The 19,615-nt window shown below is 66.8% G+C and carries 17 protein-coding genes and 4 pseudogenes; 12 read left to right on the top strand and 9 right to left on the bottom strand.

Translation table 11 applies throughout. The annotated features are described in order from the left end of the window. Positions 1 to 448: 448 nt before the first annotated feature. Positions 449 to 628 (top strand): annotated as a pseudogene (locus tag ACGFY5_RS15425) (DUF2637 domain-containing protein); the annotation flags it as partial. Between the two features lie 70 nt (positions 629 to 698). Here ACGFY5_RS15425 and ACGFY5_RS15430 read toward each other — a convergent pair. Further along, positions 699 to 1,034: pseudogene (locus ACGFY5_RS15430) on the bottom strand (DUF4037 domain-containing protein); the annotation flags it as partial. Positions 1,035 to 1,141: 107 nt separating this feature from the next. On the opposite strand from ACGFY5_RS15430, the gene ACGFY5_RS15435 reads away from it, so the two are divergent. Beyond that, positions 1,142 to 2,344 carry an NAD(P)/FAD-dependent oxidoreductase gene (locus ACGFY5_RS15435; RefSeq protein ID WP_392720270.1) on the top strand — a complete coding sequence of 401 codons (1,203 nt, stop codon included), beginning with the start codon at positions 1,142 to 1,144 and terminating at the stop codon, positions 2,342 to 2,344. Further along, on the top strand, positions 2,341 to 3,231 hold the full coding sequence (gene sigJ / locus ACGFY5_RS15440) for an RNA polymerase sigma factor SigJ (RefSeq protein WP_392720271.1): 891 nt from the start codon (positions 2,341 to 2,343) through the stop codon (positions 3,229 to 3,231). The genes ACGFY5_RS15435 and sigJ overlap by 4 nt, the downstream gene beginning before the upstream one ends. Positions 3,232 to 3,291: 60 nt before the next feature. On the opposite strand, the gene ACGFY5_RS15445 is transcribed toward sigJ, so the two are convergent. Next, the gene (locus ACGFY5_RS15445; protein WP_392720272.1) at positions 3,292 to 4,497 is read right to left on the bottom strand and encodes an NAD(P)/FAD-dependent oxidoreductase; all 1,206 of its coding nucleotides are present in this window, start codon (positions 4,495 to 4,497) and stop codon (positions 3,292 to 3,294) included. Between the two features lie 102 nt (positions 4,498 to 4,599). Between ACGFY5_RS15445 and ACGFY5_RS15450 the strand changes: the two genes are divergently transcribed. Continuing rightward, positions 4,600 to 5,070 (top strand): RrF2 family transcriptional regulator, encoded by a 471-nt coding sequence (locus ACGFY5_RS15450; protein WP_392720273.1) that lies wholly within the window; start codon positions 4,600 to 4,602, stop codon positions 5,068 to 5,070. A 65-nt stretch (positions 5,071 to 5,135) separates the two neighbouring features. Here the strand turns inward: ACGFY5_RS15450 and ACGFY5_RS15455 are convergent. Then, positions 5,136 to 5,852: pseudogene (locus tag ACGFY5_RS15455) on the bottom strand (IS5 family transposase); the annotation flags it as partial. On the opposite strand from ACGFY5_RS15455, the gene ACGFY5_RS15460 reads away from it, so the two are divergent. Beyond that, positions 5,749 to 6,390 carry an AAA family ATPase gene (locus tag ACGFY5_RS15460; RefSeq protein ID WP_392720533.1) on the top strand — a complete coding sequence of 214 codons (642 nt, stop codon included), beginning with the start codon at positions 5,749 to 5,751 and terminating at the stop codon, positions 6,388 to 6,390. The pseudogene ACGFY5_RS15455 and the gene ACGFY5_RS15460 overlap by 104 nt on opposite strands. Before the next feature lie 252 nt (positions 6,391 to 6,642). On the opposite strand, the gene ACGFY5_RS15465 is transcribed toward ACGFY5_RS15460, so the two are convergent. The 4 genes from ACGFY5_RS15465 to ACGFY5_RS15480 form a co-directional block, all read right to left on the bottom strand. Beyond that, the gene (locus ACGFY5_RS15465; RefSeq protein ID WP_392720274.1) at positions 6,643 to 7,833 is read right to left on the bottom strand and encodes a PucR family transcriptional regulator; all 1,191 of its coding nucleotides are present in this window, start codon (positions 7,831 to 7,833) and stop codon (positions 6,643 to 6,645) included. Between the two features lie 579 nt (positions 7,834 to 8,412). Next, complete coding sequence (locus tag ACGFY5_RS15470; RefSeq protein ID WP_392720275.1) at positions 8,413 to 8,769, bottom strand: hypothetical protein; 357 nt, start codon at positions 8,767 to 8,769, stop codon at positions 8,413 to 8,415. Positions 8,770 to 8,894: 125 nt separating this feature from the next. Beyond that, complete coding sequence (locus ACGFY5_RS15475) at positions 8,895 to 10,169, bottom strand: NAD(P)/FAD-dependent oxidoreductase (protein ID WP_392720276.1); 1,275 nt, start codon at positions 10,167 to 10,169, stop codon at positions 8,895 to 8,897. A gap of 10 nt (positions 10,170 to 10,179) precedes the next feature. After that, entirely contained in the window at positions 10,180 to 10,512 is a 333-nt protein-coding gene (locus ACGFY5_RS15480) for a TraR/DksA family transcriptional regulator (RefSeq protein ID WP_392720277.1), read from the bottom strand. A gap of 60 nt (positions 10,513 to 10,572) precedes the next feature. Between ACGFY5_RS15480 and ACGFY5_RS15485 the strand changes: the two genes are divergently transcribed. From ACGFY5_RS15485 to ACGFY5_RS15510, 6 genes and pseudogenes are all read left to right on the top strand, one after another. Next, on the top strand, positions 10,573 to 10,755 hold the full coding sequence (locus ACGFY5_RS15485; RefSeq protein WP_392720278.1) for a hypothetical protein: 183 nt from the start codon (positions 10,573 to 10,575) through the stop codon (positions 10,753 to 10,755). 554 nt (positions 10,756 to 11,309) lie between these two features. Beyond that, positions 11,310 to 12,533, top strand: a complete 1,224-nt coding sequence (locus ACGFY5_RS15490) for a recombinase family protein (RefSeq protein WP_392720279.1) — start codon at positions 11,310 to 11,312, stop codon at positions 12,531 to 12,533. A gap of 142 nt (positions 12,534 to 12,675) precedes the next feature. Further along, positions 12,676 to 14,064, top strand: coding sequence for a 3'-5' exonuclease (locus tag ACGFY5_RS15495; RefSeq protein ID WP_392720280.1), 1,389 nt, complete (start codon positions 12,676 to 12,678; stop codon positions 14,062 to 14,064). Continuing rightward, a complete protein-coding gene (locus tag ACGFY5_RS15500; RefSeq protein ID WP_392720281.1) occupies positions 14,061 to 14,795 on the top strand; it encodes a DarT ssDNA thymidine ADP-ribosyltransferase family protein in 735 nt (244 codons plus the stop codon). The genes ACGFY5_RS15495 and ACGFY5_RS15500 overlap by 4 nt, the downstream gene beginning before the upstream one ends. Beyond that, a complete protein-coding gene (locus tag ACGFY5_RS15505) occupies positions 14,708 to 16,615 on the top strand; it encodes an ADP-ribosylglycohydrolase family protein (RefSeq protein ID WP_392720282.1) in 1,908 nt (635 codons plus the stop codon). The genes ACGFY5_RS15500 and ACGFY5_RS15505 overlap by 88 nt, the downstream gene beginning before the upstream one ends. Positions 16,616 to 16,678: 63 nt before the next feature. Beyond that, positions 16,679 to 16,945: pseudogene (locus tag ACGFY5_RS15510) on the top strand (transposase); the annotation flags it as partial. 56 nt (positions 16,946 to 17,001) lie between these two features. Here the strand turns inward: ACGFY5_RS15510 and ACGFY5_RS15515 are convergent. Beyond that, the gene (locus tag ACGFY5_RS15515; protein WP_392720283.1) at positions 17,002 to 17,643 is read right to left on the bottom strand and encodes a nucleotidyl transferase AbiEii/AbiGii toxin family protein; all 642 of its coding nucleotides are present in this window, start codon (positions 17,641 to 17,643) and stop codon (positions 17,002 to 17,004) included. A gap of 2 nt (positions 17,644 to 17,645) precedes the next feature. After that, a complete protein-coding gene (locus tag ACGFY5_RS15520) occupies positions 17,646 to 17,972 on the bottom strand; it encodes a hypothetical protein (RefSeq protein WP_392720284.1) in 327 nt (108 codons plus the stop codon). Between the two features lie 124 nt (positions 17,973 to 18,096). Between ACGFY5_RS15520 and ACGFY5_RS15525 the strand changes: the two genes are divergently transcribed. Next, complete coding sequence (locus tag ACGFY5_RS15525; RefSeq protein ID WP_392720285.1) at positions 18,097 to 19,518, top strand: recombinase family protein; 1,422 nt, start codon at positions 18,097 to 18,099, stop codon at positions 19,516 to 19,518. Positions 19,519 to 19,615 lie beyond the last annotated feature (97 nt).

Raw genomic sequence — 19,615 nt, forward strand, 5'->3', positions numbered from 1 at the left:
ACGCCCGTCCGGTCGGAGCTTGGGACACAACGTGAAGGCGGGGAGCCAGTCGGCATCCCCGCCCCCGCGCCGTACGTTCAGTCCCCGGCGTGATTGATCGCCGGACGGGGTGGAGCCGCCCGGTTGATTGGCCGAACGGCATCGGCAGGCGGTTCCACGTCTCGTCCGGAACCCGCCTGTTGCGGGGCTGTCGGGTTGAGGAGCACCCCCGTGCCGACGTCGCGCCCTCGACCGACGCGAGGACGCGCGGACGCAGGAGTCCTCCGCGCGTTCACCCGCACAGTGCCGTCCGCGGTCGGCTCGACTGTCCAACTGAGTCGGGTGCCGTCCGCGTCGGTCAGGACCAGCGGCGTGTACGACTCAGCGATGCCCGTGTTCAGGAGCACGAGTTCGTGGATGTGGTCGTAATCGGGCGATCCGGCGGGACTGCTGGGTCATGGCCGGCATGATGGTGTCCGCAGCCTCCGCTGCGGTGGCGAGCTTCTCCGGGCTCCGCGGACTGGCCGAGGCCCCTGGATGGGCTCCGGAACTCGCATGGCTGTTGCCAGTCGCGGTCGACGCCTACGCCACCACCTCGGCGCGGGTCTGGCTCGCTGCCTCGACGCAGTCGCTGGAAGCACGTCGGTTCGCTCGGACGAATGCGCTCGGCGCGATCACGGTCAGCATCGCCGGCAACGCCGTCTATCACGCGGTCGGTGGGCCGCATCGGGCACCCGGCTCACCGCGCTGCCGAGCCACTTGCTGTGGGGCGGATAGCGTCGATGCTGAAGAAGGCGCGGGCGCATCAAGTCTCGAACGAGTCGGGCGGCGACCATCGCGGAGCCGACCTCGTCGCCGACTTCCGCACACCGGCCGACGAACGGCTCTTCCTCCGCGATGCGCTGCCACCGACACGCCAGGACGTAACGCCAGACGGCGTCGGCGTACCAGGCCGGCCCTGCCCGGGCGCGGGTCAGTTCGCCAGAGTCGTCATGGATTACCGCGCCGGCCGTGATGGTCGCCAGAGCTTGGGTGGGAACGGCCAGACCACCGGCTGCCAGTCCGCTATGGCAGCGATCACACCGGCCGTACTCACATCCTCCACCAATGACTCGTCATCCGTGCAGAGTCGCGCCACCGATCGAAGGACGTGATGATCGCGATGAATTCCACTCCGGTAGAGCCAATCCAGGTCGTAGTCGTCGGGGCCGGTTACGCCGGCTTATTGGCCGCCAACCGGCTCCTCGGGTCGCTGAGCGACGCCGAGACGCGGCGGGTACGCCTGACGGTGATCAACCCGACCGACCAGTTCGTCGAACGGATCCGGTTCCACGAGCTGGCCGCCGGAACTCGCCAGTCGGCTCTGGTCCCTCTCGACACCGTCTTGCATCCGGCGGCCGACGTGCTGGTGGGACGGGTCGAGGTCATCGATCCCGATACCCGCACCGTCCAAGTCTCCCGTCCCGGCCGGTCGGAGATCTCGGTGCATTGGGACCACCTGGTTTACGCGGTCGGTAGCAAGGCCTCGGCCGCGATCCCAGGAAGCCGGGAGAACGGCTTCCTGCTCGGCGACCTGGACGGTGCACAAGCAGCCGCCGACGCCATCCGCAGGTCCGGGGACGGCGCACGCATCGTCGTGATCGGAGGCGGTTTCACCGGGGTCGAGGCCGCCGGCGAGATAGCTGAGCAGCACCCACGCTCCTCGGTCGTGCTGATGTGCGACGGCGCTCTGGTCCCGACGATGCGTCCTGCCGCGCGCCGCTCGCTGACCAAGGGGCTGCGCAAACTGGGCGTGGAGATCCACGAGCGAGCCGCCGTCACATGGATCGAGCCCGGCAAGGTCGTTCTGTCTAACGGTCAGGTCGAAAAGGCCGATGTGTGCGTCGTCGCCACGTCGTTCACGGCCCCCGACCTCGCCCGGACGAGCGGGCTCGCGGTGTCCGCCGACGGACGTTTGCGGGTCGACGCGGAGTTGCGCGGTCTCGACACGCCGCGCATCGTCGGAGCTGGGGATGCGATCGTGGTGTCCGATCCGCTGGGCGATCACCTGCGCATGGGATGTGCCGTGGCCCTGCCGCTCGGCGGGAAAGCAGCCGAGACCGTGCTGGCGCAGATCCGCGGGGAAGAAGTGAAGCCTCTCTCGATCGGGTTCCAGGCCCAGTGCATCAGTCTGGGCCGCAAGCGCGGCTACATTCAGATCGTGCACGCCGACGACAGTCCGCGCCGCTTGCACCTCGGTGGCCGCCTCGGAGCCCGCGTCAAGGAGTCGGTGTGCAAGATGTCGGTGGCCATCCCGGCGAAGGAGCGGGTCAAGCCCGGCGCATACCCCACGCCGAAGGGCCCCAAGCAGAAGATCCGATCATGACGTTCGGCATCACCGACGAGGTACGCGGCCGCCTGTTCGGGGTCGCGTACCGCCTGTTGGGATCGGCACACGACGCCGAGGACGCCGCCGGCGAAGGTGTTCTTCGCTGGCAGCAGCTGAGCGACGAGAACCGGGCGCGCGTGCGGGAACCATTGGCGTGGTTGACCCGAGTCGTCAGCCGGATCTGTCTCGACCAGCTGAAGTCGGCGCGCGCGAAGCGCGAGCAGTATCAGGGCGTCTGGTTGCCGGAGCCCGTGCTCGAGAGCGGCCGGGCCTACGAAGACTCCATGGCCGTGGATCCGGCCGACCGGGTCACGATGGACGACTCGGTCTCGTTCGCGTTCATGGTGGCGCTCGAGCGACTGTCGCCGGCCGAGCGAGTCAGCTTCATACTGCACGACGTGTTTGGCGTACCTTTCGCCGACGTCGCCGAGGCGGTCGGAGTCAGCGCGGCCGCGTGCCGGCAGTCCGCGGTCTCGGCCCGCAAGAACCTACGCCGACAGCGCCGCTTCGATGTCGCGACCGACCAGCGCGACACCGTCGTGGCCGCCTTCCTGGACGCCTGCCGAGGAGGAGACCTGGCGGCCCTGATCCGGGTTCTGCACCCGGAGGCGGTGGCGGTCGCCGATGGTGGTGGCGCTGTTCGCGCGGCACTGAAGCCCATCGTGGGCAACGAGGCAGTCGCTCGCTACTTGATCAGGTCGCTTCAGCTGCAGGAGAAGAAGGCCGTCGACACGCCGACGTACGCGATACGGTCCGTGAACGGGCGAAGCGGCATTGTGGTCGAGGTGGACGGTCATCTCGTCGGGACCGTCGACATCTCGATCGCCGACGGCACCGTCACCGGGGTCTACCTGCAAGTCAATCCCGACAAGCTCCGGCCCTGATGCGGCCCGGGCCACGTTTCCGTCCTCGGAAGCGTGGCCCGGGCCGCAGCGCCACGCCTCTCACGTCAGCGAGGCCGCTTTCCGGTTGGAGAGCAGGCCCGATCGGGCGAGCAGCGCTTCGGCCGAATCCACCGGCGGATAGATGAAGCGGGTGTTGATCGTCTGCTTCTCGGCCTTGGCCTGCTCGCCGGCGTGCACAACGTCGCGTTCGAAGCCCGTCGTGGCGACGGCACCGGCCGGCCCCAGGTCGAGGTGGTTGCTGTAGGGATCCGGAGCGAATTTCAGCGGGTCGCGCCCGAACAGGTCGCTGACCGCATTGTGCCCAGCGCACTTGCCCATCGGCTGCGCGAACTGACAGCTCTGCAGTGTGGTGTGGTCGGAGTCGACTGCTGCGGCCGCGGTGTCACCGGCGGCGTAGACGTCAGGTACTCCCGGCACGCGCATGAAGTCGTCGACGACCAGGCGGCCGAGCCGGTCGCGATCGGCCGGAACGTGCCAAGTGAGCGGGTTGGCCAGCATCCCGATCGTCCACACGACCGTCGAGGTGGGAATGATCTCGCCGGTGGCCAGGCGAACCTCGGTCGCGCTGAGCTCCTCGACCGTCGTGCGGAGGCGTAATTCGACGTCCAACTTCGCGAGCGCCTGCTCGATGTGAGCACGTGGCCCGTTGCCCAGCGCGGTACCGACCACCTCGGCGCGATCGACGAGTACGACCCGTACCGGGACGCCCGGGCCCGCGATGCTCTCCAGCCGCGAACCGAGCTCGGTCGCGATCTCGAGGCCGGTGAAGCCTGCGCCCACCACGACGGCGGTGTACCGGCCGGGCGTGTCGGGCCCGACGGGCAACCGACGCAGGTGCTGGTCGAGCGCGGTGGCCGAGGGAAGCGTGTCGACGTCAAAGAGGTGCTCGGCGCCCGGGATCACCGGACGAACGACCTGGCTGCCGGCAGCAAGGATCATCTTGTCGTACGGAAACAGGAGTTCTTCGCCGACGCGATCGACCGCGTGAACGGTTTTTCCGGCGACATCGACGCGGTTGATGATGGCCGGCACCCGGCGAACGCCCACCGGTCCGAGGATGCGGTCGAGCGGGACGCGCATGCGATCCGAGTCGCTCTGGTACAGACGCGGCCGGATGACAAGGTCGTCTCCCGCCGAGACTAGGGTGACCCGCACCGGCTCTCCGATGTCCCGCGCGGCCCGCACTGCCGAGGCCGCGCTCCACACCCCGGCGAAGCCACCTCCGAGCACCAACACTTCTTTCATTAGATGCCACCTCCGTCTCGAGCCCTATTCTGGATAATAAATATCCAGAATAGGAAGGTCAACGTGGGTCGCCTCACTGATCGGATCTACGATGTCCAGATCATGCGTATGAGCAAAGGCGTCGAATGGGCCATCCACACCCTGCTCAACCTGGGCGCCGTCGGCGACCGCAGGGTGAGCGTGACGCTGCTCGCCCGCGCTCACGACGTGTCCGAGCCCTACCTCACCAAGCAACTCCAGCAACTGGTGAAGCACGGCCTGCTGACCTCGACGCCGGGTCCACGCGGCGGGTACTCCCTGGGCCGCTCGTTGGACCAGATCACTCTCTTGGACGTGGTGGAGGCGATCGAGGGCACGACCTCGACGTTTCACTGCGCGGAGATCCGCTGCTGCGGCTTGATAGGCGAGCTCAGCCCGCCGCCGACCGGCCCCTGCGCCGTGATGGTGGCGATGACGCGGGCCGAAGACGCTTGGCGGGAAGCCCTCCGCGCCGAGACACTCGGCGACATCCGCTCCGCCCTCGAGGGCAAGGTCCACAATGCGGTCCGCGCCGCCCTCGAACAATCCAGATGACAGAAGAGCGATCCGCCTGCCCCGGCAACCGGTCGTGTAACGGCCCCCGGGAAGCCAGTGAGGATCGGGCCGCTGCCGCCGGCGCTGCCGCGGCGCCGGCGGTGGGCCAGCCGGTCGACTTGTTCGGGGATGGTGGCGCGGATCCCGCGTCGACGCAGGTAAAGGCGGTTGGCGCGGGATCGGTAGGCCTTATCGGCCAGGACCCGCGCCGGCCGGGCCCGCGGCCTACCGATGCCGCCGGGGACGCGGATGGCCTCGAGCACGGGCTGGAACTGCGGAGCGTCTCCGGCCTGTCCGGCGGTGATCAGCAGGGCCAGCGGACGCTGTCCGCCTTCGGCCGCCAGATGGATTTTCGTGCTCAACCCACCGCGTGACCGTCCCAGACCGTGGTCGTTGGGCTCTGCGGTGCATCCTCCCGGCGCTTGTTTTTGATCCGACCCCCTTTTACGGGCGCCCGCGGCGTGCTGATGCGCCCGCACCACCGTGGAGTCGACCGAGACGTCCCAGGTAATCAGCCCTCGCGGCTGGGCGCGGGACTGCAGATCCGACACGACCCGCGCCCAGGTGCCGTCGCGTTGCCAGTCCCGGAACAGGGCATACGCGGTCTCCCAGGGTCCGTAGCGTTCGGGCAGGTCTCGCCACGGCGCGCCGGTCCGCACCCGCCACCGGATCCCGTCGATGACCTGCCGCCGCGACCGCGGCGGCCGCCCGCCTGGCTTCGCCGGCGGCAACACCGCCGACAGGACTTCCCACTCCGCGTTCGTGAGATCACCACGAGCCACGCCTCACCCAACGAACGACGAGCTTTTCAAACACGCCCTAGTCGGCGACGAATCGAACCTGCACCGCTATCTCAAAGCGAAAACCCATCCGCGTGCCGCTACCGGCGGGTTCTTCCTCCGCGCAGAAGCCATGCACAGCTATCTGCGCGCTATCGACTCCACAGCGGCCGACCGCCGCGCCTGGGGGCACGAGAAAGTCAGCGAACGCTCCCACGGAGAGTCGTTCCTTGCCGTGCTGCGTCACCGCTTCGTCGATCAGGGCGTGTACTTCCTCGACGAGCCCGAGTCGGCCTTGTCTTTCCACTCGAGCCTGACGCTCCTGGCGCTGCTAGACACCATGCGAGCCGAGGGATCGCAGATTATTCTTGCGACGCGCTCCCCATTGCTCGCCAGCCTGCCCGGCGCGACGATCTTCGAACTCGGCGACTGGGGTATCCGCCAGACACCGTGGGAGGACCTCGAACTGGTCGAGTCCTGGCGCGACTACCTCCGCGCCCCGGAGCGCTGGCTACGGCTCCTCACCGCCGACCCCGACTAGGAGACCAGGCTCCGGGATACCGCAACTTCGCCGTTCTAGCCTGGGATACATCACCCTCTGCCCACGGATCTGGCTCGATACCCGAATACCGATCGACTTCTCCAAGCCGCTACCGGGCCACCCGCCGACGCGGCGGCAGCCCGCAGCTGCGGATCTTCCAGCCCAGCCCCCACCAGCTGCGCCTGGATTTCTCCGGCGACGTAGACCAATGGTCCGAGCCCCTGCTCAACGCCGCCGGGCGGCGGCCGAGGATTACGAGTCGGATTGCAGCGGCGTCGCCGGCCATTCGAGCAGTCGCGCGCCGAGTACTGCGGTGTGGAGGATGAAGCGCTGGTCGGGGTCGGAGACGCTGAAGCCGGTCAGCTGCGCGATGCGAGTGAGCCGGTAGGTGACTGTTCGCACTGACACGTGGAGTCGCCGGGCCGCTTCCATGGCTACGCCCCCGGCCGCGAAGTACTGATGGAGGGTTTCCAGTGGAACCTCCGCTCCACCGCGGGCGTGAGTGAGCGGCTCCAGGACATCGCGGACGAGGTCCACGATGGCGGCTTGGTCGCGTCCGAGGACCCGGTAGACGAGCAAATCGCGGGCGTTGATGACATCGCTGTTCAGGTTTAGTCGGTCGGCGTACTCCAGTGCGTCCCGGGCTTCCTCGTAGGAGCGGGCTACGCCGTAGGCGCCGGTGAATGCACGGCCGGTCGCGATACGCCAACGCCCTGGGACGCGTCGCCGCTCGAGGCCCTGGTGCAGGGCGGATCCGGTGTCGAAGTCGCTGGTCGTGGCGGGAACCACGGCGATGACCCGGCCGTCTTTGGCGGCGACGAGTACCTCGCGGTCCCCGAACCGCTCCACGACCACACGTTCCAGGGCAATCGCTGCGTTGTCGAGTGAGTGGTCGGCCTCACAGGGGGCGATCAGCGCGACCGCGTGGGCCTTGCCTAGATCGATGCCGAACGGTGCCGCTCGCTCGACGAGTGCAGACACGTCGGCGTCGCCGCGCAGTAGGTCATCGACGAACGCTGCCCGCAGTGTTTCCTCGCGCCGGATCATCTCGCGGCGTTGCGATTGGTGGCCGTCGACGAGGATGCCGACCGCGTCGTCCAGGACTCTCAGGACCGCCTCGGCCGCGGCGCGTACCTTTTCGGGATCGGACGAGCGCGCCACGGCTGGCAGTTCCCGCCACAGCCGCCAAGCCGCGGAGAGATAGAGGTCCACCGCCCGGCCGGCGTCGACGCCTTGCTCGGCGGCGCGGCGGCCGAGTTCGCGGACGGCGTCGCGCTGCCAGGGGTCCGGACGGCGGCCGTGGATCGCCGCGTCGGCCAGCATCGCCAGGTACTCGCCGAGCAGGTCAGCCGGCGTGTGGCAAGCGGCCGCGGTGGCAGCGCCCACGGCGGCGAGCCAGTCATCGGTCGGTGCTGCCGCACTGCGGGATCGTTCCCGTGCCATCGCGTCCCCTTCCCCAGAGTGGGCCTGGCCTGGAGTGGCTGTTGCGGGTCGGCGTCATCGTTGCCGGTCCCCGGCAATTTTAGTCGCCTCAATCGGCCGGAACCGACCCTGGTCTGCCCGACATCGGCCAGGCAGGGTGAAGAACAGGAAAGCCTGGGAAGGGGTCTGGAGTGCTCAGTCCGCACGAGCAGCACGCTTGGGAAGAGATCACCCGGGCTTACCCGAGCGATGCCGCGGAGGAGCCCGTACGGACTGACCACACGCTGTTGGGCGCGCGTGGCCGAATCAAGCGGAAGAGCAAAGACATTCCGCTCGTGGGAATTGTCGGCGTCTGGCTAGGCGTCCTTCTGATCTTGTTCGGATTTCCCACCGCAGGGGCCGTGCTCGGCCTGGTGATCGTCTTTGGGTGGGGGCTGCGGTTTTGGTGGGCGGAGGTCCGCGCCGCCGATTGCGAGGAATTACCGAGACGAAATTCAGATCGCCACGAGCCGTGAACCGCTGGCATCTCGCACCTCCTGGCGCGACATGCACTCCGCTCGGGTCCTGGCCCAGCTCGCCGAGGGGGATGGCGCCCGTCGCTCAGGGCAGCGGTATCTCGATCCACGTCACGGTGCCACCCGCGACAGCCAGGCTGCCGCAGGTGCTTGGAACCGACGACGTCCTGGAGTTGTTCGGGCCGGTGGTCGGGTGCTTCGACGCGGGATGCTGATCGAGTATCTCGATCAGCATCGTGTCCTCGCGTCGGCTCACGATGAGTTCGCCTCCGCCAGGACTTCGGTCCAGGACCTGGCCGATGACCTGGGTGATCACCGCGGTGATCTCAGCGACGGCGGGTGGCGGAAAGGAACTCGCGAGAAAGGGCCGGGCGGCCCCGGCGGCCCCGGCGGCCGTGGCGCTCTTGGTCTTGCCTGAGAAAGACAGCCAAAGCGAAGTCACTGTCCGTAGCCCCTCTCGCGGACGCTGGACTGGCGGTCGTCGGCGCGCGGCACGCTGCGGGCCAATCGAACGTGGACGACGAGACCGACGACCGCCAGGACGCTCTTCCTAGTCGCCGACGGCGGTCAGCGCAGCGGGTCGAACGGCGCGAGCTCCGCCGGTACCTCGCCTTTGAGGACCGTTTCGGCCAGCAATTGACCGGTGATCGGGCCGAGCGCGATGCCCCACATGCCGTGCCCGCCGGCTACGAACACCCGTGGTGCGGCGGTCGGGCCGATCAGCGGCAATCCGTCGGCGGTACAGGGCCGGGATCCGACCCACTCGTCCGCGCGGTCCTCGAGGTCCACGCCGGTCAGGAACGGGCGAACAGCCTCGACGATCGCGGTGATACGCCGAGGGTCGAGCGGATCGTCCGACCGGCGGAACTCCATCATTCCGGCGATCCGCAGCCGGCCGCGCAGAGGTGTGCAGGCCACCCGTTGCCGGGGAAAGTAGATCGGCCCGGCAGGCAACGGGTCCGCGGGCACGCTGAAGCTGTAGCCGCGACCGGCCTGCACCAGCTGACGCACTCCGAACGGTCCGGCCAACCGCGTCAGCTCCGCGCCGGTCGCGAGCACGACCGCGTCGTGCGTGTATTGCTGTCCGGTGGAGCGCACCACGGTCGCGCCCGCCGCGCCCGGTCGCACTGCGGTCACGTCGACGTTTTCGACGATCAGTCCGTGCCGCGCCCTGACCGCCATGCTCAGTGAGCGGAGAAACTCCGGCGGATCCAAGTAACGCTGACCGTCGATGACGACCGCGGCGCCCACGCGGTCGGTCAGCGCCGGCTCGAGGGCCTGCGCCCGCCAGTTGAGCACCGGCCGAAAGCGCACGTCCTGACCGGCGTCGCGAATCGCCGTCAACTCGGCTATCAGGCTGCGTGCCTCTCGTTCGGTGCGGAAACCGGCCAGGAAGGGGGTCGCGTGGCGCGTCGGTACGGTTACTCCGCCTGCGGCCAGGACGTCGAATGCTTCCAACGCCCGCTGATTGACCGGGACGTAGGCGGCCATGCCACGCCGCCACTGCCCGTGCGTGCTGTGAGCGACGAATCCCCGCAGGAAACGCAACAGCGCCGGGTCGGCCCGCAGCGGCAGGTAGACGGGTGACGCGGGGCTGAGCAGTGCCCGCAGTCCAGAGCGGAGCACCGCCGGCTCGGGCAGCGGTGCGGTCAGGCCGGGCGTCAGCCAGCCGGCGTTACCCCACGACGCGCCTGCGGCGACGAGGTGACGCTCGTAGACGGTGACCTTCACACCGGCCTCCTGCAGGAACCATGCCGTCGCCAAGCCGACCATGCCGGCTCCGATGATCGCCACGTCCTGCGGTCTCGCGGCGGGCCACGCCGCACCGTTCGGGAATGTCATCTCGGCCCGCTCAGCGATCGGACCGTGCGCAGGGGACGCACGCGGCGGCGTACGGACGGAACTCCAGGCGCTCACCCGGAATCGTGGTGCCGCAGCGCACGCAAGAGCCGTAGGTGCCCAGCTCGATGCGTTCGAGCGCGGCGTCAATCTCCTCGATCGTGCGCAGCAGGTCCGCGGCCCGCCCGGTGATCACCGAATCACCGGGGGACGCGAGGTCCTCGGCGGCGATCACCTGCCGTTGCCGGACGCAGTCTGCGCGCTGGGCCACCAGCAGCGCCCGGAACGCCTCTTGATCCGCTACCGGATCGAACGAAGGGGTCGGGGACACAGCGACGATCGACATCAGAACTCCTTTGAAGAACGAAGAAGCGCCCCGGGCGAGGCCGGAGCGCGGAAAGATCGAGTGAAATGCGTCGATCAGCGCCGGCCCGGCGGCACCAGCTTCTTCTGGCGCTCCGCAGCGCTCGTCGGGAGCATCGTCGCGCCAGGCACGCCATTCGGCATGCGCATCGCCTGCCGGGGCAATCCGACGGTGGTCAGTTGCTCGGACATCAACCGGATCACCTCCACGCATGTGCTGCTCTGAATTGCCGGACCACCTCCACCCTCCGTCAGGCGGCCCCGGGGCGGTAGGTCAAGCACCGGCGAACACCGGAGGCAGTTTCTTGCCGATGGTCGGCAATGACGGAAGGCCTCGGACGGTTGTGGCTGCCGGAAATCGGAAGTGAAAAAGCAGCAGCTACGTTTGCGGTCGCGTAATCGACGCTGGCGCTGCTGCCTCGGCTGGCGTATCAACCAGCAGGCAATGTTCATCTACATCTAGACCGAGCCCTTCGTGAGCGACGAGGACCGTGGCCGCGTGTGGCTCGGCGTTCAAAGGGGACTGCCCAGATCTACGGCGGCATGAGCAAAGGCGAGCGCAACCGGATCAAGATCCGCGTCCGCTCGACGATGGCTGCTCAGGCAGCGACCGAGGGACGGTACCTCGGTGGCCGCCCGCCGTACGGCTACCGGCTCGGCGACGCTGGCCCTCACCCGAACCCGGCGAAGGCCGCCGACGGCAAGCGCCTCCACGTCCTCGAACTCGACCCGGTCGCGGCGCCGATCGTCGCCCGGATCTACGCCGAGTACCTCGATGGCATGGGGTTCTTCGCCATCGCTCAGGGCCTCACCCGCGACGGCATCCCGTGCCCGTCGGCCCACGACCGGAAGCGCAACAGCCACCGAACCGGCGTCGCGTGGAGCAAGTCCGCCGTCCGCGCGATCCTGCTCAATCCTCGGTATACAGGCCGTGAGGTCTGGAACAAGCAGCGTAAGGACGAGGTCCTGATCGACGTCGAAGACGTGGCGCTCGGCCACGAGACGAAGATGCGCTGGAACGACAAGGACACCTGGATCTGGTCCGCGAAGCCGACGCATCCCGCGATCGTCACCCCCCAGGTCCAGGCGCTTGCCGCCGCCGGTAGCCGCCGGCCGAATGTCCGGAAGACCCGGACCATGCAGCGGCACTACCTGTTCTCGGGCCGCGTCCGTTGCGGGCTGTGCGGTCGGCTCATGCAGGGCAATTTCAACAACGGCCGCAACCACTACCGATGCCGCTACCCGGCCGACTACGCCGCCGCCAACCACGTCGAGCACCCGAAGGCGGTCTACCTTCGGGAAGACGTCCTCGCTGGCCCGGTTGACGAGTGGCTCACCCAGGCGTTCGCGCCTGCCAAGCTCACCAAGACGCTCACCGCGATGAGCGAGGCAGAAGACAGCACGGACGACACTGCACTCGCCGCCGCGAAGGAAGCCATCCAGTCCTGCGGACAGCGACTCCAGCGCTACCGGGCCGCGCTGGAAGCTGGCACCGACCCGTCGCTCATCCAACAGTGGACCGCTGAAGTGCAGGCCGAACGGGTCCAGGCGGAGGCCAAGATCCGCGAACTGACCGGACGCCAGAGGATGACCACCGAAGAGATAAAAGCGCTGGTCAACGCACTAAGGAGGTATTCGGCGAGTCTTGATCGACGCCGACCCGATCGACCGGGCACAGGTCTACCGGAGTCTCAATCTGGATTTGACCTACCACCCGGGCCGGCGAACTGTCACGGCCGAAGCCAGGCCCGAAGGCCATGTGCTTGTGGATTGTGTCCGAGGACCGAGCCGAACTTTAAGCACACCGTCCATTCAGATCTTCACCGATTTGATGCTCGCCCAGTAGGTACGCGCCGCACACCGGACGTTCGGGCTGCCACTAATCGAGGTTGCTGGCGGCTACCCACGAACCTATTGTGCGCTCCACTGTCGGTGTCGGAGCTTGCAGCGACCGCCACATGCCCAGGCGGATGGCCTCGGCGCGGAGCGACTCGCAGCCATTGACCCAGCTATGGCGGTTCACCTGTAATCCGGGCCAGGGAAGCACACCGAAGTGGACTAACACTGGCACATGACCGGTACGTTCTAGGTATCTCGGCGGTGCTTCAGACTCTCCCGGCCACCGGTGATCTACAGGGAGCGAACCATGGGCCTACCGATGCCTCAAGGCCATCAACGCGACGTCGTCTACTTGGCCGCCCATGGCCATCATGTTGTCCTTGGGACCGCCGGCACGGGCAAGACCGTGATGGCGATTCATCGTGCTGCGCATCTGGCGGATGTTCGAACTCAGAATCACGGTCCGGTGCTATTGCTCACTTACAACAACTCCCTCGTCACGTATCTGCGTCACCAGGCCAACAACCTGCCCGGCGTCGCTATCGAGACTTATGGGAAGTTCGGCAGAGGCTACCTGGCGTCGCAGGGCAAGATGACTTACAACCAGATCGCCGATCCGGACGTTCGCCGGTACCTGGTCGGGCAGGCAGTCAAGACAGTCGCCGCGCGCCATGACCCGAGCCAGTTTTTCGATCGATCGACAGACTTTTTCCTGGATGAGCTGGAGTGGATCGACGGAAACGGGCTCGCGACCTTAGCGGACTACCTGGCGGTGAACCGCGTTGGCCGGATGGCCCCGCTGCAACCAAGCCAGCGGGAGGCAGTCTGGGAGATCCGCCAGGCCTACGTAGCAGCCCGCATAGCGGCTCACCGTCCATATGACTGGCCAGCCGTGCCCTCTGCGGTTCGTTGCTCGCTCGCTACCGACACGGCTGTTCGTCGCTACAAGCACGTTGTCGTCGACGAGGCGCAAGATCTGTCTCCGGAGGCGATCCGATCGCTCGCCGAAGCCATCCCAGCTGACGGCAGCCTCACGCTGTTCGGCGACTACGCTCAGCAGATCTATGGGCAGCGAATCTCTTGGCGCTCCTGCGGCTTGAAGGTCCAGAAAATAGAGATATTCCTGGATAACTATCGCAACAGTCCAGAGATTGCTCGCCTTGCAATAGCCATGGCGCAGATGCCTCATTTCCAAGACTCGGCAGACCTTGTGGAGCCCCGCGCCTCGCAACGCGCTGCCGGCGCGAAGCCGACCCTGGTGCGTTACGCGTCCGTCGCGGAGGAAACGACGGCAGTTGCGGCTACGGCCGCGAGCTTTGGAAAGGTCGCGCGCGTCGGGATCCTCACGCGCACCCGAGCTGAAGCCCGCCTCGCCGTGCAAGGCCTTCAGGGCGTGCACGTCTTACATGAAAACCTGCAACGCTGGCAGGTAGGCGCTGGCGTCCACGCCGGCACGTATCACTCCGCCAAGGGTCTGGAGTTCGACGTCGTTATCCTGCCCTTTTGCGGAGCCGACCGATGCCCCGACAAGGACACCGTCGCTGCCTTCGGCTACGAGGAGGCGGCCAGCCGCGAAAGCCGCTTGCTCTACGTCGGAGTGACTCGCGCCCGTGACGAACTCATCATCACTCACACCGGCGATCCGACGCCGTTACTGCCGCCCGTCTCCTCCGACCTATATCACGTGACCACATGACGGGCGCGTTTAACGTCGCAGTCGCCACCGCGTTGAATGACCTACCGTTGACTCGGCTCACGCACTTTACCCCAGCGTTGAATCTGCCCAACATCCTCTTCGACCGCCAGCTACGCAGCGCGGCGGACCTGTCCGAGGACGTCCGCGCCTGCTACCGAAATACCGATCTGCAGCGTCTAGACGGCCGCCCGGACAAGGTCTGCTGCAGCCTCCAGTACCCAAACGGCTTCTACTTCGACATCGCCCGCCGCAAGTCCGACGTCGCCAACTACCCAGACTGGGTGTGCCTTCTTCTCGACAAAATCGTTGCCGCAGCTGATGACACGTTGTTCTGCCCGCGCAACGCCGCAGCCGCCGGGAGTGTCACCCTCCCCGGTCCAGACGGCCTGAAGGCCTGCTACGCCGAGTCCGTACTCGGCCAGGGCGGTCAGACCCGGACCCGCGGGCAACACCACGACCCTGCCAGCCCGACCGACGTCCAAGCCGAAGTGCTCGTGACGGCGCCTGTGCCGCTGTCGATGATCCGTGCGATCGTGTTTCCCACCGAAGCCGCAGCCATCGAAGAATATGGGCGATTAGACCGTTTCGGCCTGCTGCCGCCCCCTGACATGCAGTGGGTGATCTCCCCGGGCATGTTCGACAAGTGGACTATCACCAGCGCCGTCCAAAACAGGCAATACTTTCCCGAGACCACTTGGTCACCGACGCCATCACCGAGGGCAACACCATGACCGCCAACGCCGACCTGACGATCCTCACAGCGCGGAGCATGTTCCTCAGCGCGGCTGTCGGCGACGCGCTGGGCTGGCCGCAGGAGGTCCGCGGCGGTCTGGTCGGTGGGCAGAAGGAACGCGACCGTCTCACTGCGCGACCAGAGTTTCGGAGATGGACCAGACACGCGGGCCACTACTCAAGCCGCTACCGAGACCCTGTTCGACGCGGCGAGTACAGCGACGACACGCAGCTTCTGCTGGCCACAGCCAGATCCTGTCTGGCCGGCGATCGATGGTGGGAGCGGCTCACCCAGGTGGAACTTCCTGCCTGGCCGACCTACCAGCGCGGCGGGGGCGGCACAGTCCTAGTAGCGGCCGGTGCATGGGCCGACGGACGTCCCCCATGGCAGCGCGACGGTCCAGCGCGCGTCCAAGCCATCGAAAAACGCTATCGCGGCGCTGGCGCCAACGGCGTAGCGATGCGCATCGCACCTCACGTGCTCTGGGCCGATAGTCCCGAGGACCTCATCCGGCGAATCGTGCTCGACGGCATCGCCACCCACGGGCACCCCCGAGCACTCGTAGGTGCCCTGGTCTATGGATTTGCGCTTCGCCACGCCATGAACTCACGAACGACGCACGGATTCGGTGACAGCATTGAGGCGGCCGCCGCTGGCCTGATCGACGTCGACCATGTCCTTCCCATCCTCCCATCAGACTGGGGCACGACCCAGAACCTGGAACTCTTCGCGGTCACCTGGCAGGACACCAACAAAGAAGTCTCGCAACTCCTTGCTCTTACCTCGGACTCGCTAAATCGCGGAGCGATGAGCGACCCCGAGGGAATCCTGGAACGACTCGGCTGCACCGATCCCAAATTCAACGGGGCCGGAACCGTCTCCGCAGCGGCGTCCATTTACCTCGCCAGCAGATTCGCCGCGCGCCCCCTAAGTGGCCTGCTCTCGGCTGCGTTTCTTCGTAAGGCCGACACCGACACACTCGCCTCACTCGCCGCCGCGATCCTCGGCGCCCTGCAGGACACAAGGTGGCTCGGAACCCTGGCCGACGATGTACAAGACGCCGCGTACATCACAGGCCTAGCGGAGCGCAGCGCCGTCCGAGCCCAGAGTCCTCCGCCATGGCCAACGACTCGTCCAGCCACACTGCGCCGCACGCTCCGCGACGCGCTGATCCGTAAGCGCGTCGACGGAGGCGAATTCCCTGACGGGCGGCAATTCCGCATCGACACCGTCGGAATACTCCCTGACACGCGCATGCTAAGAGCGCAACTCCGACTCGATGATGGCCAGACTGTGCTCATCGACATCCCCGCAGACTCAGTAGCGGAGCCTTCCCGACCGCGAGAAAATCGCGACGCCAAATCACCCACGCTTTTCAACCCGGGCTTGGATCAGGGCCACCGTTCGCATGAGCCAGCCGTTCTCAGCGATGAGAGAGCCCCGACGTCGCCTCCGGAATCGACAAGACTTGCCGCTAAAGCCAGGGAGCTCGGAGCAGATGTCCTCCTCGCCACGCGAAGTCTATCCCGCTGCGCGGCTTTCTACGCCCAACTAACGGGCCGCAATGTTCCAGTCCGAGCCAATGCCGCCGAGATCAGCCCCGGCTTGATCCTCTATCAAACCTCCGCCGAAACATTGACCGACCCTTCATCGATCGTTGTGCAGATCGCGGTGGATAATCTCGCTGCGGCCGCAAAGCGCCTCGGCATTGAGTCCATCGGCGCTACTGACCAAATGACTATTCTGGAAGTGCGCGATCCTGACGGGCGCGAAGTTCGTATCAAACAGCACTCATCGAGTTCGTCTGCAAACCGCTAAGCGAATTCCTTTGACAGGGTCGAACTGACCAGCGAGGCAAGGGCATTGCAGCCGACCTGAAGACCGTTCTTGGACTACGACCTCGAGATCCGCACCGTGCTCTGCAGCACGAACGCGATCGAGTCGCTGAACGCCCGTTACCCGCGGGCGATCAAAGTCCGCGGGCACTTCCCCACCGAGCAGGCCGCGTGAAAGTGCCTCTACCTGGTCACCCGGTCCTTAAACCCGACCGGGACCAGAAGGGTGAGGTGGGCGATGCGCCGGAAACCCGCGTTGAACGCTTTCGCCATCACCTTCGGTGACCGATTCCCAGCCGCCGAGGCCTACTGATCAACCCACCGGAAACACCGTTGGCGAGACAGTCCCGCTCGGCTGACCAGAACGGATCAGTCGTCCAATTCCTCGATCCACTCAGCGACCGTCTGCTGGGTGCGGTCTATGGAGCTGGCGTCGATGCCCGTGGCGGTCCAGTCCTCAGGATCGAATCGGCGGATGGCTTCTAGCGCGTCCCGGAACGTTGCGCTGGTGAATCCGGCGTCCTTCTCCACGGCGAGTTGGAGGAGTCGTTCCTTCGGGATTCGGTCCAGGAGTGCCACGACGTCGATGTAGTCGCGAACCTCGGCTCGGCCCCAGAGTGCGAGGACTTTGTCGGCGGCGAGGTCGTCGAGATGGAGTACCGCGCCGAGTTCGAGGTCGACGGTAGGGCGGAGACGCCCGCCATCGGGAAAGACTTCGACTTCGCAGGACAACCCGGTCCGCGGGTCGCGCACGACGAAACGATTGGCGTGCGGCGGTCGCGCCGCTGGGGTGATTTCCAGGCCGGCGGCGGTGAGCGCGCCTCGCAATGCGGCAGCGACTTTGACGGCCTCGTCGGGATCGATCTCAGTGAACAGGTCGACGTCGTGTGTTGCGCGGTCGACGAGGCCGTGGGCGATCATCGCCCCGCCGCCGGCCAGCGCCAGTGTGTGCGCCTGCGGCAGGGATAGCGCGGTCTGGGTGATCTGCTCTTGGAGCGGGTCGAGCGCCATCGTCAGGCGAGGCCCGACGCGTCGATCAGCGGTTGCCAGGCACGCCGGAGGTAAACCGGCAGCCAGAGCCGGTCCCAGAGCCGTACGAGTTCGCGGCCGTTGACTAGCGATCGGATGTCGTCGAGGGTGCCTTCACGCAGCACGATTTCGTACAGCCGTGCGCGGCGGCTTTCTCTGCCGAGGTCCCAGGTGACCGCCTCCGGATCCGGGCCGGTCCAATACACCCGCAGCGGCAGGTGGACCTCTCCGTCCAGGGGGCCGCGCAGGTCGTCGACCGCGGATGGTAGCTCCGGGTCGTGTACCCAGCCCGGCCGGGCCGCCTCACTCATACACACCACCATAGTCAGAAGCCTGCGGTATCAGGCGGGGACACGATCCATCCGACCGGTCGGCGTCGGATGCCCCTGCATGCTCAACTGTGGTCAAGGGCGCCCGTCGATCGAGGACGCCAGGATGACCACGTTGAAGCCCGTCCCTGCCGATCCATTCACCGCCTGGCTGACCAGGCGCCGACCACCGTCCCGCCTCGATCTCGCTACCGCGCCGGGCCGGCGATTTGCGTTCTACGCGCGGACCTCGACCGTCGGTTTCCAAGACCCTTCTTCTTCGGTCGCCTGGCAACGCGAGGCCGCCGACGCACTGATCGCCGGATCCGGGCAGATCGTCGGTGAGTACGTTGATCTCGGCTGCTCTCGCCGCGTCCGATGGAGGCAGCGCCCCGAGGCGTCTGCGCTCCTCGACGCGGTTGCGTCAGCTAGCTCGAGATTCGATGCCATCGTGGTCGGTGAATACGAAAGAGCGTTCTCCGGCGGCCAACTCCAACAGCTACTTCCGTACCTCACCGATCACGACGTCGAGCTATGGCTCCCCGAGTTCGACGGACCGGTACGCCCCTGCGATCCGACACACGCGGCCGTCATGTTGTTGCTCGGGACGCAGTCGGCGCGTGAGGTGCAGCGCTCCCGGTTTCGTGTCATGGCCGCGATGCGATGCCAGACCATCGGCCAAGGTCGATATCTCGGCGGCCGTCCGCCCTATGGCTACCGGCTCGTGGACGCCGGTCCGCATCCCAACGCCGTCCACGCCCAATGGGGACGCCGGCTGCACCGCCTGGATCCTGATCCGGCGGCTGCCCTGAACGTGAAATGGATCTTCGCGCAACGCCTCTCCGGTTGCAGCCTGGCCAGCATCGCCCGTCGCCTCAACGACGCAGGCATCAAGAGTCCGTCCGGCGCCGATCCCGGACGCAACCGCAACCGGGTCGGTGGGCCCTGGACGGTGCAGACCGTGGCCAGCGTGCTCGGCAATCCGCGTTACACAGGCCGTCAGGTGTGGAACCGTCAGGCCCGTTTCGACGACGTTCTGCCGGCCGGGTCGGGGCTAGGTACGCGGCGCTGGAACCCCGGTTGCGACTGGATCGTCAGCGAGACGGTTGCACACCCCGGTCTGGTCAGTGAATCCGACTTTGTCGCCGCCCAAGCGATTGACGCGCCCCCTGGCACGCCTATTCCGGCCCGGCGATACGCATTGATCGGTCTGCTGATCTGCGCCATCTGCGGCCGACGTCTCGAAGCGCACTGGTCCCACGGCCGACCCGGGTACCGCTGCCGGCACGCCACACGAGTGCCCGATGCAAACCAGCCGGTCACCCGAAGAACGTGTACTGGCGCGAGGACAACATCGTCATTCGCCTCGCCGCGCGCATACCAAGAGCCGACGGATCCACCGACACGCTCGACGCTCCGGAGGCAGCGGTTCGGTTCCTACATGACACTGGGCAGGCCATCGAATGTGGCCGGGATAGCCTCGTACTCACCGGCGACGGCGACACCAGCTGATCGACCCAGCGTCGGGGCCATAGGTCCCGCCGCCTGAGAAAGCAAACCCCTCACCAGCAGAAATACCGCTCGTGGGGGGTTTCTGTGTCCGAGGGGGACTTGAACCCCCACGCAGTGCATTCCTGCATTAAGCA

This window comes from Cryptosporangium sp. NPDC048952 (genome assembly GCF_043197895.1).
In the GTDB taxonomy this organism is placed as follows: Bacteria; Actinomycetota; Actinomycetes; order Mycobacteriales; family Cryptosporangiaceae; genus Cryptosporangium.

Excerpts from the sequence above, each read along its gene's own strand:
- ACGFY5_RS15435 (WP_392720270.1), top strand. The coding sequence starts at position 1,142 with ATGAATTCCACTCCGGTAGAGCCAATCCAGGTCGTAGTCGTCGGGGCC.
- sigJ (WP_392720271.1), top strand. The coding sequence starts at position 2,341 with ATGACGTTCGGCATCACCGACGAGGTACGCGGCCGCCTGTTCGGGGTC.
- ACGFY5_RS15445 (WP_392720272.1), bottom strand. The coding sequence starts at position 4,497 with ATGAAAGAAGTGTTGGTGCTCGGAGGTGGCTTCGCCGGGGTGTGGAGC.
- ACGFY5_RS15450 (WP_392720273.1), top strand. The coding sequence starts at position 4,600 with ATGCGTATGAGCAAAGGCGTCGAATGGGCCATCCACACCCTGCTCAAC.
- ACGFY5_RS15460 (WP_392720533.1), top strand. The coding sequence starts at position 5,749 with ATGACCTGCCGCCGCGACCGCGGCGGCCGCCCGCCTGGCTTCGCCGGC.
- ACGFY5_RS15465 (WP_392720274.1), bottom strand. The coding sequence starts at position 7,833 with ATGGCACGGGAACGATCCCGCAGTGCGGCAGCACCGACCGATGACTGG.
- ACGFY5_RS15475 (WP_392720276.1), bottom strand. The coding sequence starts at position 10,169 with ATGACATTCCCGAACGGTGCGGCGTGGCCCGCCGCGAGACCGCAGGAC.
- ACGFY5_RS15480 (WP_392720277.1), bottom strand. The coding sequence starts at position 10,512 with ATGTCGATCGTCGCTGTGTCCCCGACCCCTTCGTTCGATCCGGTAGCG.
- ACGFY5_RS15490 (WP_392720279.1), top strand. The coding sequence starts at position 11,310 with ATGGGGTTCTTCGCCATCGCTCAGGGCCTCACCCGCGACGGCATCCCG.
- ACGFY5_RS15495 (WP_392720280.1), top strand. The coding sequence starts at position 12,676 with ATGGGCCTACCGATGCCTCAAGGCCATCAACGCGACGTCGTCTACTTG.
- ACGFY5_RS15500 (WP_392720281.1), top strand. The coding sequence starts at position 14,061 with ATGACGGGCGCGTTTAACGTCGCAGTCGCCACCGCGTTGAATGACCTA.
- ACGFY5_RS15515 (WP_392720283.1), bottom strand. The coding sequence starts at position 17,643 with ATGGCGCTCGACCCGCTCCAAGAGCAGATCACCCAGACCGCGCTATCC.
- ACGFY5_RS15520 (WP_392720284.1), bottom strand. The coding sequence starts at position 17,972 with ATGAGTGAGGCGGCCCGGCCGGGCTGGGTACACGACCCGGAGCTACCA.
- ACGFY5_RS15525 (WP_392720285.1), top strand. The coding sequence starts at position 18,097 with ATGACCACGTTGAAGCCCGTCCCTGCCGATCCATTCACCGCCTGGCTG.